This is a genomic window from Sedimentibacter sp., from assembly GCF_038562225.1.
Lineage (GTDB): Bacteria > Bacillota > Clostridia > Tissierellales > Sedimentibacteraceae > Sedimentibacter.
Genome location: NZ_JBCFAS010000005.1, coordinates 74759 through 87833 on the forward strand (window position 1 = coordinate 74759; position 13075 = coordinate 87833).

The following is a 13075-nucleotide window of genomic DNA, read 5'->3' on the forward strand; positions in this document are numbered from 1 at the left end:
GGAGTTCGCTCCCTTCATTTTGATTTTTTAACAGCAATGCTGTATTCGAGGCAAGGCTTTTGCGCTTGCCTCGTAAATTTTCAAATGGTCCTTGTATTAATAATCATCATCATCGAAGTCGTCGTCAATATCTATATCTGCTTCTTCATAGGCGTCGATATCGTCAATATCTTCGATTTCATCAATGTCATCTATATCTTCAATACTCTCGGCGCCTTCTTCCTGCATGTCGACTTCAATCATTCCATCTTCCTCAACATACTTCATATCGCCGAGATTTTCACCATCAACATGCAAGTCTTCTTCACTGTCCATAGTATCGACAATTTCGACTTCATCTTGCTCACTGGTAATTATCTTGATATCCAGAGCCAAACTCTGCAATTCTTTTACAAGTACCTTGAATGATTCAGGGATTCCCGGTTCAGGAATGTTCTCACCTTTGACAATGGCTTCATAGGTCTTAACCCTTCCATTGACGTCGTCTGACTTCACAGTAAGAATTTCCTGGAGAGTGTGTGCTGCTCCGTATGCTTCCAGAGCCCAAACTTCCATTTCTCCGAATCTTTGTCCTCCGAACTGTGCCTTACCACCCAACGGCTGCTGTGTAACCAGGGAATAAGGTCCTGTTGAACGGGCGTGGATCTTGTCATCAACAAGGTGGTGAAGTTTAAGCATATACATGTAACCTACTGTTACAGGTCCGTCAAAATATTCCCCGCTTCTTCCGTCCCTTAGCGCAATCTTACCGCTTCTTGGATATCCTGCCATTTCAAGAGCATCCCAGATGTCATCTTCGCTGGCGCCGTCAAATACAGGAGTTGCCACGTGCCATCCGAGTTTTTTAGCTGCAAGGCCAAGATGCACTTCAAGCACCTGACCGATGTTCATACGCGAAGGAACGCCCAGTGGGTTTAAAACTACCTGCAGAGGTGTGCCGTCCGGCAGGTATGGCATATCTTCACCAGGCATGATGCGGGAGATAACACCCTTGTTACCGTGACGTCCGCACATCTTGTCGCCCACGTTTATCTTACGTTTTGTGGCAATGTATACTCTGACCAGCTTGCTTACACCAGGGCTTAACTCATCGCCGTTTTCTCTTGTAAATACTTTTACATCCACAATTATACCGGTTTCTCCGTGAGGAACCTTCAGTGAAGTGTCTCTTACTTCCCTTGCCTTTTCACCGAATATTGCCCTTAACAGCCTTTCTTCGGCAGTAAGCTCTGTTTCTCCCTTTGGAGTTACCTTACCCACGAGAATGTCTCCGGATTTAACTTCGGCACCTATGCGGATAATTCCTCTCTCGTCCAGATCCTTAAGCGAATCATCTCCGACGTTAGGAATGTCTCTTGTGATTTCTTCGGGTCCAAGTTTGGTGTCTCTTGCTTCCGATTCATATTCTTCAATGTGAACGGAAGTGAGGACGTCATCCATAACCAGTTTTTCGTTAAGAAGCATAGCATCCTCGTAGTTGTAACCTTCCCATGTCATGAAACCTATGAGCAAGTTCTTTCCTATAGCCATGTCTCCGTTGTCTGTTGAAGGTCCGTCAGCAATAATCTGACCTCTCTTCACATCGTCGCCTTTGTATATGATAGGTCTTTGATTCACGCAGGTACCGCTGTTTGATCTCTTGAACTTGAGAAGCGGATATCTGTCAATCATACCGTTGTCATTTCTTTTTACAAGAATTTCGGAAGCCGTAACAGAAAGGGCAACACCATCATGTTCCGCAACAATTACTGCGCCTGAGTCTTTGGCTGCCTTGTACTCAAGGCCTGTTCCTATAACAGGAGCTTCGGTTATCAAGAGGGGAACTGCCTGACGCTGCATGTTGGCACCCATGAGGGCACGGTTGGCGTCGTCGTTTTCCAGGAACGGTATCATCCCTGTTCCTATTGATATTACCTGTTTTGGAGAAACCTCCATGTAATCAACCATGTCTCTTGACACGATTTCGTTGATGCCGTCAATACCTCGAACGACAACACGAGTGTTGGCAAATGTGCCGTCTTCGTTCAAAGGCTCGTTTGACTGCGCTATAATCTTTGTATCTTCTATATCGGCTGTAATGTAGTCGATTTTATCGGTTACCTGCCCTGTTTCCTTGTTGAGCCTTCTGTATGGTGATTCAAGGAACCCGTAATCATTGATTCTCGCATAAGTGGCAAGAGAAGTGATAAGACCGATGTTCGGACCTTCAGGAGTCTCTATCGGACACATTCTGCCGTAGTGTGAATGGTGAACGTCGCGGACTTCAAAGCTTGCTCTGTCCCTGGAAAGACCGCCGGGTCCGAGAGCTGACATTCTTCTCTTGTGAGTAAGCTCTGCAAGAGGGTTCGTCTGGTCCATGAACTGTGACAACTGGCTGGAACCGAAGAATTCCTTGATTGCAGCTGAAACAGGTCTGATGTTTATTAGCACCTGAGGAGTTACTACATCAACGTCCTGAATGGTCATTCTCTCTCTTACGACTCTTTCCATTCTTGACAGACCCACTCTAACCTGGTTCTGCAGAAGTTCTCCGACGCTTCTGAGCCTTCTGTTGCCCAGGTGGTCTATGTCATCCGTATTTCCTATTCCCTTAAACAGACCGTACTGATAGTTTGCAGAAGCAATCATGTCCTCAACGATAATGTGTCTTGGAGAAAGTTCCTTCATATTTTCGATGATTGCTCTTTCAATGTCATCTGTTGAACTGTTTTCTTCCAGTATCTTTTTCATGGCTGGATAGAAAACTCGTTCCTTCAATCCTAATTTTTCAAAATCTATATCCAATCCAAAAATTCTTGGATTAACGAATTTATTGCTTAATACCTTTGTTGGTTTATCTTCGGAGTTGTATATCAAAACGGTGAAAACTCCTGCTGCTTCCAATTTGTCAATTGCTTCGGCACTGATCGTTTCATCTTTATGTACGAGTATTTCGCCGGTTTCCTTGTCAATTATGTTTTCAGCTGCCTTTTTTCCGATAATTCTGTTTTCAAGGCTCAATTTCTTATTGAATTTATAACGGCCAACTTTTGCTAAGTCATATCTTTTCGGGTCAAAAAACAATGAATTAATCAAAGATGAAGCGCTATCCAATGTAGGAGGTTCTCCCGGTCTCAATCTCTTGTATATTTCAATCAATGCCTCTTCGGAATTGGCAGTGTTGTCCTTTTCAAGAGTTTTCAAAAGCTGCTCTGTCTCGCCTAAAGTCTCTATGATCTGAGAATTAGATGAAAGACCCATGGCTCTTACAAGCACTGTGGCTGGCAGTTTTCTGGTACGGTCAACCCTTACATATATAATATCGTTAGAGTCGGTTTCATACTCAAGCCAGGCTCCCCTGTTTGGTATAAGAGTGGCCTCGTACAGTTCCTTACCGACTTTGTCCCTGTTCATATTGAAGTATACGCCAGGTGATCTAACCAACTGGCTTACTATAACACGTTCTGCACCGTTTATGATGAACGTGCCTTTTTCGGTCATGAGAGGAAACTCACCCATAAATGCTTCTTGCTCTTTAATTTCTCCTGTTTCCTTGTTGATCAGCCTTACTTTGAGTTTTAACGGAACTGAATAAGTTGAATCCCTTTCCTTACACTCAACCTGACTGAATTTCGGCTCACCATATAAAGAGTGATCAACAAACTCCAGAATCAAATTGCCAGTGTAATCCTCAATCGGTGAAATATCGTCAAATACTTCCTTCAAGCCTTCGTTCAAGAACCATTCATAAGATTTTTTCTGTACTTCGATCAAATCCGGCAATTCTAAAACTTCATTAATCTTAGAGTAAGACATCCTCACTCTATTACCTATTTTCACAGGATGCGGCATTTTTTCACCCCTTAGTTTAATAATTTTTTGTCAGCATACAAATTCTGTGCCAACATGATATGCTCATGGCAATATATAATAATATCACCATATATTTTTTCTGTCAATAATTTTTGAAAAATAATTAAAAATTTATGCATACTTTTTTACTGCACACACATTTGGTATTATTTGCTTGTTGAAAAAAATTATACATTATTTTCAATGTGCAAAAAAGACTTTACGTACATGTAAAGTCTTTTTTTTAATTGTCAATATTATTTTACAACAATTATTTAATTTCTACAGAAGCGCCTTCAGCTTCCAATGCAGCTTTCATCTTGTCTGCATCTTCTTTTGAAACTGCAGTCTTCAATGTAGTAGGTGCTCCGTCAACAGCATCTTTTGCTTCTTTCAAGCCAAGGCCTGTCAATTCTCTTACTACTTTGATAACTTTGATCTTGCCAGCGCCAGCGCTAGTAAGAACTACGTCGAATTCAGTTTTTTCTTCTTCAACAGGAGCTGCTGCGCCTGCACCTGCACCTGCTACAGCTACAGGAGCTGCTGCTGATACACCGAATTCTTCTTCGATTGCTTTAACTAATTCATTTAATTCTAATACTGATAACTTCTTTATTTCTTCAACAAAGTTTGTGATTTTTTCACTTGCCATTTTAAATACCTCCTATGGATTCATGTAATTTAATTTTTTAATTTATAATGTTCTATTGAGACCTTGCGCAGTCTCAATCACCAATTTATTTGCTCCTTACGTCGCATAAATTGGGATTTCGTTGCGAATGACCTACCGCTATTTTTCAGAAAAAACCGTTCTGAAAAGTAGGGTTAGGGCATCTTATGCTACTTCTTCGTTTTTCTTACTGATCTGATCAAGCATATAAGCAAGATTTCTGATATTTCCTTGTAATACGCCTGCCAGCTGAGCGATAAGAACTTCTCTTGCAGGTACGCTTGCCAATGCTTTAACTTCATCAGCATTCATAACCTTACCTTCAGCTATACCGGCTTTCAATATTACTGTGTCGTTGCTTGTCTTAGCAAAATCATTTGTAACCTTTGCTGCAGATACTTCGTCATCATATGATATAGCTATGGCATTCGGACCTTCCAGACTTGGAGTGATGTCTTTATATCCCAGCTCTTCAAATGCAAAACGCATCAAAGTGTTTTTGTAAACTTTATATTCAACGCCTGCTTCTCTGCATTTGTTTCTCAATTCTGTGGCTTTTTCAACTGTCAAACCTTTGTATTCTACCAATACGACAGATTTAGCGTTCCTAAGTTTTTCAGTTATGTCGCCTACAACTTGTTTTTTCTGTTCTAATACTGTTTGATTCATCCGGTTACACCTCCTTAATCGGTATACAAAAAATCTCTCCGCAGACGAAGAGAATTTATCTATTATCTCAACCTCGGCCGGTTATTAAGCTTTTCAGCTCCGGCTGTCTGCGGTGTTCTATTCAATTTAATGACTGTCGGTACTAGTCCATCAGCTTAGTGGTGTTCAGTTTAACACCAGGTCCCATTGTGCTAGCTATGGCAACACTCTTTAAGTATTTACCTTTAGCTGCTGCTGGTTTAGCCTTAACTACAGCATCGATTATAACTTTTAAGTTATCAACCAATTTCTGAGTACCGAAAGATTTCTTTCCTACAGGAACGTGGATGATGTTTGTTTTGTCAAGTCTGTATTCAACTTTACCGGCTTTGATATCTTCGATAGCTTTTGCCACATCGAATGTAACTGTGCCTGATTTCGGGTTTGGCATCAAGCCTTTAGGTCCCAATACTCTACCCAGTCTACCAACAACACCCATCATGTCAGGAGTTGCGATAACTACGTCAAAGTCAAACCAGTTTTCTTTTTGAATCTTGTCAGCCAATTCAGCTTCGCCTACATAATCTGCACCGGCTTCAGTAGCTTCTTTAGCTTTGTCGCCTTTTGCAAATACCAATACGCGAACAACCTTACCTGTTCCGTGAGGAAGAACTACAGCTCCTCTTACCTGTTGGTCTGCATGTCTTGAATCAACACCTAATTTAAAGTGAGCTTCAATTGTTTCGTCAAAATTTGCTTTTGCTGTTCCAAGCATTGCTTCTACAGCTTCTTCCAAGTCGTACAACTTCAATTTGTCAATTGATTTCATACTGTCTTGATATTTTTTTCCGTGCTTTGGCATATTGTTAACCTCCTTTGTGGTCCAGCAGCCTTAACGGCCTCCCACAGTGCCATGTTTATTTTTCTACTACAACACCCATACTTCTTGCAGTACCTGCTACCAGGTTCATTGCTGCTTCAACAGTATTTGCGTTTAGGTCAGGCATTTTCAATCTTGCGATTTCTTCACATTTTGCCTTTGAAAGTGTTCCAACTTTCTTCTTGTTTGGTTCTCCTGAACCGCTTTCAATTCCTATTGCTTTTTTGATTAGAACTGCTACTGGCGGAGTTTTTGTGATAAATGTAAATGATCTATCCTGATAAACAGTCAATACTATAGGTATTATCATACCAGCCTGATCAGCTGTTCTAGCATTGAATTCTTTACAAAATCCCATTATATTCACACCATGAGGTCCTAACGCTGTACCAACCGGTGGAGCTGGAGTCGCTTTTCCTGCTGGTATCTGCAGTTTAACAATAGCTGTTACTTTTTTAGCCATATCGTTGCACCTCCTTCATCGCTTAACGATGTATCTATTGAAAAGTTTTAAACTTTTTCAATCTGGTCATAATCAAGTTCGATAAGAGTCTCTCTTCCGAACATTGACACAAAAGCTTTAATTTTTCTTTTTTCCTGACTGATGCTTTCTACAGCACCAATGAAGTCCTCAAATGGTCCTTCTTTAACTTTGATGGTATCTCCCGGTACAAGTTCGATCGCAGGAAGTCTCTCAACAACACCCAGTGCTTTCACCTCTTCATCTGTCAAAGGAACAGGCTTTGATCCCGGACCTACGAAGCCGGTAACTCCCCTTGTGTTTCTTACAAGATACCAAGATTCATCAGTCATTATCATCTTGATGATAACATAACTGGGGAACATTTTTCTTTCTTTGATTTTCTTTTTGCCGTTTTTAACTTCTGGTACTTCTTCAACCGGCACTCTAACCTCGAAAATAATATCCTGCATCTCTCTGTTTTCAACCAGCTTTTCGATGTTAGCCTTTACTTTATTCTCATGTCCCGAATATGTATGAACAACATACCATCTTGATCCTTGTGACTCTTGCTTCATACCCGCATTACTCCTTCTTAGACAATCAATGCAACCAAATTCTGGAATATGAGATCTAATCCCCAAATTACAAGTGTCATAGCAAATGTAGTAGCAAGTACCACGATTGTGTAGTTTGACAATTCCTTTTTGGATGGCCAATTTACTTTTTTCAATTCTGCTTTAACACCCTTGAAATAATTACTTACACGAGCAGTAAACTTTGGTTTTTCATTTTCTCTGTTTGACATTTACCAACACCTCATATGGTTATTTTGTTTCCTTGTGAAGAGTATGCTTTTTACAGAACTTGCAATATTTGTTTAACTCTATTCTTTCAGGATTTTCTCTCTTGTTCTTCTCTGTGTCGTAATTCCTTTGTTTGCACTCTGTGCATGCTAACTTAACTGCTACTCTCATTTTACACCTCCAAGACCCTTATTTGTTCATAAGACCCATTATCCTACTTAAGATATCATAATTCAATTTAACTGTCAACATTTTTTTAGCATGTCAAAAGTTACCTCGAATATTCATCCATTAAAAAAAGCCCCTGCTCAAGCAAAAGCTTTTTTTATTTGACAATTGATTATATATTACGAAACAGCATCTGTCAATACATTTTCTATATTTTTTGTTTTATTTTCTTCCAAGCTCACATCTTCATCCTGCAATGCATCATACCCTTCTTCCCCTGTACGGATCTTCACTGCGTTTTCAACATCGTAAACGAATATTTTGCCGTCGCCGATGCTTCCGGTGTGAAGCACTTCCTTGGCCTTTTCGATAACGAGTCTAGCAGGAACCTTGCTGACAACAATTTCAACCTGAATTTTAGGCAGAAGGTTCATGTCAACCTTGACGCCTCTGTAATATTCCTGATAACCCTTTTGAATTCCGCAGCCAAGAACGTTGGTTACCGTCATGCCTGTGACCTCAATCTTTGACATGGCTTCCTTCAATGCCTGGAATTTGTTCTGGTTGATTATGATGACAACCTTGGTAATCTTGTTGGTCTTGGCCGATTTAACAGTCTTCACTTCTTCAGCTGTGTAGCCTTCATTTCTTACAATATGCATAGGGGCAGGAACTGAAGCCCCTGAATATGAGCTTACTGTAGACAACGCAGGCATGAAATCCGCATATGCGCTTATGAGTCCGTGTTCCATAATGTCAAGTCCTGTGATTTCCTCTTCTTCAGATACCCTAAGGCCGATTGTGCTGTTAATGAGTTTGAAAACAACTGTCATAGTCACTGCAACCCAAAGAACAACGGCGAGAACTCCGGCAAGCTGTACCATAACCATGGCAGCTCCACCTCCGTACAAAAGTCCTCCTTCAACTGCGAACACACCCGTCAATACTGTTCCGGCGGCACCGCACATTCCGTGAACTGCAACGGCTCCTACAGGATCGTCCACCTTAAGCTTCTTGTCAAGAAATTCAACTCCATATATTATAATGAAGGCAGCTATCAAACCTATTGCTGCGGCACCTGCAACAGATACAGTGTCACAGCCTGCAGTTATGGCTACCAGACCTCCAAGCGCACCGTTCAAGGTCATGGAAACATCAGGTTTTTTGTACCTTATCCATGTGATTATCATTGTTGTTGTTGTTGCTACCGCAGCAGCCATGTTTGTAGTGACAAATATTGTGGCAGCAGAAGCAATTGTTTCGTCTCCTGTCATGGATATTGTGGAAGTTCCGTTGAAACCGAACCAGCAGAACCAGAGTATGAATACTCCCAATGCACCGATAGTAAGATTGTGGCCAAGTATGGCATTAGGCTTGCCTTCAGAATCATACTTTCCTATACGGGGTCCAAGAGCCTTTGCTCCAAGGAATGCTGCTACGCCTCCAACCATGTGAACTGCAGTTGAGCCTGCAAAATCATGGAAACCTAATTGTGAAAGCCATCCTCCTCCCCATATCCAGTGTCCTGATACAGGATAAATAACTGCGCTTATAACCAAACTGTAAATACAGTATGAAACGAACTTAGTCCTTTCCGCCATGGCTCCGGAAACTATCGTTGCTGCCGTAGCAGAAAATACAGTTTGGAATATCAAAAATGCCATGGTTGGAATTGTGGACGAATAATCTCCCCTCACAAAGAAATCTGGTGTTCCAACAAAACCAAAATTGCTTGCTCCAAACATCAAGCCAAAACCCAAAACCCAGAATGCTATCGTGCCGATTGTGAAATCCAGCGTGTTTTTCATTATTATGTTTCCTGCGTTCTTCGCCCTGGTGAAACCTGTCTCAACCATAGCAAAACCGGCCTGCATGAAGAATACCAAAGCCGCTCCCAACAATACCCAAATAGTGTCTACTGATGAATACATATTACTCTCCTCCTTAAAAATAAAAATGATGAAATAAAAAACGGCGCGTACATACCAGAGTACATACACGCCTTTGTGCATTGGCCGGGATCATCCCCGACATATTCCGTAATTCCCATCCTCTATAAAAAAACAGGCGCCGCAGGTATTTCCTGCAGCGCCTTTGCTGTTTTTTATTATATTAAATGATGAAAAGCCATTTGTCAATAACTTTTTTAAAATTTTTCAATTTAACAATTATTAACTCTGTCATTCTGAACGAAGTGAAGAATCTCCTCGTTAATCATACGGATCCTTCGCATCTGCGCAGTCTCGTTCACCAATTTATTTGTTCGCTGTCGCTCACATAAATTGGGAACTCATTGCGAAAGACCTACCGCTATTTTTCAGAAAAAACCGTTCTGAAAAATAGGGTTAGGGCTTCTTTATTTGATAATTGAAGTAACTACTCCTGAACCAACTGTTCTTCCGCCTTCACGGATAGCAAATCTCAATCCTTCTTCGATTGCTATGGGGTGAATCAGTTCAACAATGAATCTGGCATTGTCACCAGGCATACACATTTCAACACCTTCAAGAAGGTCTATCTGTCCTGTGATGTCTGTGGTTCTGAAATAGAACTGCGGCCTGTAGCCGTTGAAAAACGGAGTATGTCTTCCGCCTTCTTCTTTGGTCAGAACGTAAACTTCCGCGTTGAATTTTGTATGTGGTGTTATTGAACCCGGTTTTGCAAGAACCTGACCTCTTTGGATTTCATTTCTCTGAATACCTCTGAGAAGAGCTCCTATGTTGTCGCCGGCCTGTGCCTGATCAAGCAGCTTCTTGAACATTTCAACACCTGTACAAACAGTTTCTTTCGGTTCTTCGTTAAGTCCGACAATCTGAATCTTATCCTGAACTTTCAATACTCCTCTTTCAACTCTTCCTGTAGCAACCGTACCACGGCCTGTAATTGAGAACACGTCTTCTACAGGCATCAGGAATGGTTTGTCAACATCTCTTTCAGGAGTTGGAACTGTTGAATCAACAGCTTCCATCAATTCAAGTATCTTGTCTCCCCAAGGACCCATAGGATCTTCAAGAGCCTTCAAAGCTGAACCTACTATTATTGGAATATTGTCGCCGTCGAATTCATACTCCGACAACAGTTCTCTGATTTCCATTTCAACAAGCTCGATAAGTTCAGGGTCGTCCACCATGTCGGCCTTGTTCAAAAATACTACCAGTTGCGGAACTCCAACCTGTCTTGCAAGAAGGATGTGCTCTCTTGTCTGAGGCATAGGACCATCAGCTGCAGAAACAACCAGGATACCTCCGTCCATCTGAGCCGCTCCTGTAATCATGTTCTTTACATAGTCAGCATGTCCTGGGCAGTCAACGTGAGCATAGTGTCTGTTTGGAGTTTCATATTCAACATGGGCTGTAGAGATGGTTATACCTCTTTCTCTTTCTTCAGGAGCCTTGTCAATGTTTTCAAACGCTACATATTCACCGGTTCCGTATCTCTTGTTCAATGTAAGAGTGATTGCTGCAGTCAGTGTTGTCTTGCCGTGATCAACGTGTCCGATCGTACCAACGTTTACATGGGGTTTAGTTCTTTCGAATTTTTGTTTTGCCATTTTATTCCTCCCGCGTTATTAAATTTTAATTAAATCACATACTTGGAGCTTACGAGCAGACTCGAACTGCCGATTCCTTCTTTAAATGAAGAACTCTGCCTGCTGAGCCTCATATGCAAATTTTCCTAAAATTAATTATTTTTAGCATGTGCTTATATTAATTTTTAGCACTGCACCCTTCATTTCATTAAGTGTATTATAACAAGAATATAATGTAAAATCAACAAAATTTTAAACAAAATGAAATAAGCTTCCACATTGAATATTGAAATTTAAGCAATGTTTTTCATGGTTACATTCCATAAGCCTGTAGATCTATCTCCAATAATCTTTCCTGGATGCTGCAGATAAAGTTATGATAAATAAAAAAGTTGAATATTCACCAGCTTAAGTGAATGTTCAACTTTTTTATATTTTTATGTTGAAGTCTCATCAGCGGAGATTTCAATTTTTGGAGCTTACGAGCAGACTCGAACTGCCGACCTCTTCATTACCAATGAAGTGCTCTACCTACTGAGCTACGCAAGCATGACGCCTTTCTGTTCAGCAAAATTTATTATACCAACAATGTTGAAATAAATCAATAGAAAAATCTCAGCATTCTAACAAATTTACTTTTCGAAGCCTTAACAGGCAATTTATATTCATGTGTTTATTGTCCGGGCATGGGGTTAGGGCATAACACAGTTTCGTTCACAATTTTGTTTGCTCACTGCCGTTCGCACAAAATTGGAACTCATTGCGGTTGACCTACCATCCATTCTTGCTTCGATGCGCTCGCAACAATGGGGTTAGGGCATACAAAAAGATGGCTAATAGTTCTTGGGCCATCTTTTCAATAGATGAAGTTCTCCTTGTTGCTGCATATTTTTTTTCGTATCCTTTGCACAGCGTTGTCTATGGACTTGATGCTTTTGTTAAGAGATGCTGATATTTCAGCATAGCTTTTTCCCGACCTGTATTCTGCCAGCACCTTCCATTCAAAGCTGCTCAGAACCTTGGACGCCATATACATGTATTGGTTCAATTCTTCACCGTTTATATAAACGAATTCGGGATTAAGCCTATTTGTATCAAAATTATCATCCAATACATTAGAATCGTTTTCATAGTCCGCACAATCGTGAAGAGGAATTATCTTGTATGCTGTTTTGTTTAATTCCGTCTTTCTGATTGCCGTAATGACCTGCCTTCTTATGCATAATTCCGCAAAGGACCTGAATTTTGTGCCGAGGTTTCTGTTGTAGGTTTTAACGGCCTTGACAAGTCCGATCATTGCCTCCTGAAATAAGTCATCCTTGCTTCCTCCTATAAGGAAAAATGAACTGGTTATTCTTTTAACCACATGAGTGTATCTTTTGCACAAATTCTCCGATGCATATTCGTCACCGAATCTGGACATGTCCACAAGCTCTTCATCCGAAAAAGCTTCGTAGTCTTCACTGCAGCACAAAAGACTGTTAAATAAAACAACTGGATTCATAACCCCTCCAAAACTTCCAATATAGGCAAATTATATATTATACTTACAATTAATGTCAACAGTTTACATGCTTCTTCTGAGTTTTTCCAATTTTTCCAGAGTTTCATCATCCAAAACCCGGTCAATATTTGTACCTTTTTGTCGAGGTTTCTCGGTTTTTGTTCGGATATCCTTTTTGGCGTTTTCAAGTTCCATAATCATTTCCTGAGCAGAAATTCTCGTACCACCCCTGGATATGACTATCTGCTGTATGGCACTGTCTGATGTGGCAACCTGTACTCTTTCGTATCTTCCTATCCTGTCCAGCTGCTTCTCGATGAAGCTGTCGGCGGTCTCATGTTCCTTTGTATAGACAATTTCCACTCCAGCGACAGTCTCCTTTTTTTCCAGGCTGCCCTTGACCAGGTGAGCATCAAAAACAACGATTACGTTAATCCCTTTGTATGCCTGGTATTCAACCAGAAGCTCAATAAGCTTGTTCCTGCTGTTGGCAATGTTTTTAACTTCCTTGTAATATTGCCACTGATTTATGATGTTGTAACCGTCTATGAACAGATATTCCTTTTTTGTTCTGGGCAT

General features: G+C 40.8%; 12 protein-coding genes, 2 tRNA genes and 1 other annotated feature. All 14 genes read right to left on the reverse strand.

Translation table 11 applies throughout. The features are described 5' to 3' along the window. Positions 1 to 96: 96 nt before the first annotated feature. On the reverse strand, positions 97 to 3831 hold the full coding sequence (rpoB, locus tag AAGU76_RS16905; protein WP_342486704.1) for a DNA-directed RNA polymerase subunit beta: 3735 nt from the start codon (positions 3829 to 3831) through the stop codon (positions 97 to 99). A 271-nt stretch (positions 3832 to 4102) separates the two neighbouring features. Next, a complete protein-coding gene (rplL, locus tag AAGU76_RS16910) occupies positions 4103 to 4483 on the reverse strand; it encodes a 50S ribosomal protein L7/L12 (RefSeq protein WP_342486705.1) in 381 nt (126 codons plus the stop codon). Between the two features lie 183 nt (positions 4484 to 4666). Next, positions 4667 to 5170: a 50S ribosomal protein L10 gene (gene rplJ, locus AAGU76_RS16915; RefSeq protein ID WP_342486706.1), complete on the reverse strand. Its 504-nt coding sequence runs from the start codon at positions 5168 to 5170 to the stop codon at positions 4667 to 4669. Positions 5171 to 5187: 17 nt separating this feature from the next. Continuing rightward, positions 5188 to 5301: a sequence feature (ribosomal protein L10 leader region), on the reverse strand. A gap of 11 nt (positions 5302 to 5312) precedes the next feature. After that, positions 5313 to 6011, reverse strand: coding sequence for a 50S ribosomal protein L1 (rplA, locus tag AAGU76_RS16920; RefSeq protein ID WP_342486707.1), 699 nt, complete (start codon positions 6009 to 6011; stop codon positions 5313 to 5315). 55 nt (positions 6012 to 6066) lie between these two features. Further along, complete coding sequence (gene rplK / locus AAGU76_RS16925; protein ID WP_342486708.1) at positions 6067 to 6492, reverse strand: 50S ribosomal protein L11; 426 nt, start codon at positions 6490 to 6492, stop codon at positions 6067 to 6069. Between the two features lie 47 nt (positions 6493 to 6539). Beyond that, the gene (gene nusG / locus AAGU76_RS16930) at positions 6540 to 7067 is read right to left on the reverse strand and encodes a transcription termination/antitermination protein NusG (protein WP_342486709.1); all 528 of its coding nucleotides are present in this window, start codon (positions 7065 to 7067) and stop codon (positions 6540 to 6542) included. Positions 7068 to 7084: 17 nt separating this feature from the next. Then, positions 7085 to 7297: a preprotein translocase subunit SecE gene (gene secE, locus AAGU76_RS16935; RefSeq protein ID WP_342486710.1), complete on the reverse strand. Its 213-nt coding sequence runs from the start codon at positions 7295 to 7297 to the stop codon at positions 7085 to 7087. Between the two features lie 19 nt (positions 7298 to 7316). After that, complete coding sequence (gene rpmG / locus AAGU76_RS16940; protein ID WP_019227378.1) at positions 7317 to 7466, reverse strand: 50S ribosomal protein L33; 150 nt, start codon at positions 7464 to 7466, stop codon at positions 7317 to 7319. A 176-nt stretch (positions 7467 to 7642) separates the two neighbouring features. Beyond that, the gene (locus tag AAGU76_RS16945) at positions 7643 to 9394 is read right to left on the reverse strand and encodes an ammonium transporter (RefSeq protein WP_342486711.1); all 1752 of its coding nucleotides are present in this window, start codon (positions 9392 to 9394) and stop codon (positions 7643 to 7645) included. A gap of 425 nt (positions 9395 to 9819) precedes the next feature. Then, positions 9820 to 11013 (reverse strand): elongation factor Tu, encoded by a 1194-nt coding sequence (gene tuf, locus AAGU76_RS16950; protein ID WP_342486712.1) that lies wholly within the window; start codon positions 11011 to 11013, stop codon positions 9820 to 9822. Between the two features lie 43 nt (positions 11014 to 11056). After that, a tRNA-Phe gene (locus tag AAGU76_RS16955) sits at positions 11057 to 11130 on the reverse strand. A 335-nt stretch (positions 11131 to 11465) separates the two neighbouring features. Continuing rightward, a tRNA-Thr gene (locus AAGU76_RS16960) sits at positions 11466 to 11541 on the reverse strand. A 307-nt stretch (positions 11542 to 11848) separates the two neighbouring features. Then, positions 11849 to 12496, reverse strand: coding sequence for a sigma-70 family RNA polymerase sigma factor (locus AAGU76_RS16965; protein WP_342486713.1), 648 nt, complete (start codon positions 12494 to 12496; stop codon positions 11849 to 11851). Positions 12497 to 12559: 63 nt separating this feature from the next. Beyond that, the gene (locus AAGU76_RS16970; protein ID WP_342486714.1) at positions 12560 to 13075 is read right to left on the reverse strand and encodes an NYN domain-containing protein; all 516 of its coding nucleotides are present in this window, start codon (positions 13073 to 13075) and stop codon (positions 12560 to 12562) included.

Coding starts and splice junctions, on each gene's coding strand:
- AAGU76_RS16945 (WP_342486711.1), bottom strand. CDS start 9,394: ATGTATTCATCAGTAGACACTATTTGGGTATTGTTGGGAGCGGCTTTG.
- secE (WP_342486710.1), bottom strand. CDS start 7,297: ATGTCAAACAGAGAAAATGAAAAACCAAAGTTTACTGCTCGTGTAAGT.
- AAGU76_RS16965 (WP_342486713.1), bottom strand. CDS start 12,496: ATGAATCCAGTTGTTTTATTTAACAGTCTTTTGTGCTGCAGTGAAGAC.
- rplL (WP_342486705.1), bottom strand. CDS start 4,483: ATGGCAAGTGAAAAAATCACAAACTTTGTTGAAGAAATAAAGAAGTTA.
- rplK (WP_342486708.1), bottom strand. CDS start 6,492: ATGGCTAAAAAAGTAACAGCTATTGTTAAACTGCAGATACCAGCAGGA.
- tuf (WP_342486712.1), bottom strand. CDS start 11,013: ATGGCAAAACAAAAATTCGAAAGAACTAAACCCCATGTAAACGTTGGT.
- AAGU76_RS16970 (WP_342486714.1), bottom strand. CDS start 13,075: ATGCCCAGAACAAAAAAGGAATATCTGTTCATAGACGGTTACAACATC.
- rpmG (WP_019227378.1), bottom strand. CDS start 7,466: ATGAGAGTAGCAGTTAAGTTAGCATGCACAGAGTGCAAACAAAGGAAT.
- rpoB (WP_342486704.1), bottom strand. CDS start 3,831: ATGCCGCATCCTGTGAAAATAGGTAATAGAGTGAGGATGTCTTACTCT.
- rplJ (WP_342486706.1), bottom strand. CDS start 5,170: ATGAATCAAACAGTATTAGAACAGAAAAAACAAGTTGTAGGCGACATA.
- nusG (WP_342486709.1), bottom strand. CDS start 7,067: ATGAAGCAAGAGTCACAAGGATCAAGATGGTATGTTGTTCATACATAT.
- rplA (WP_342486707.1), bottom strand. CDS start 6,011: ATGCCAAAGCACGGAAAAAAATATCAAGACAGTATGAAATCAATTGAC.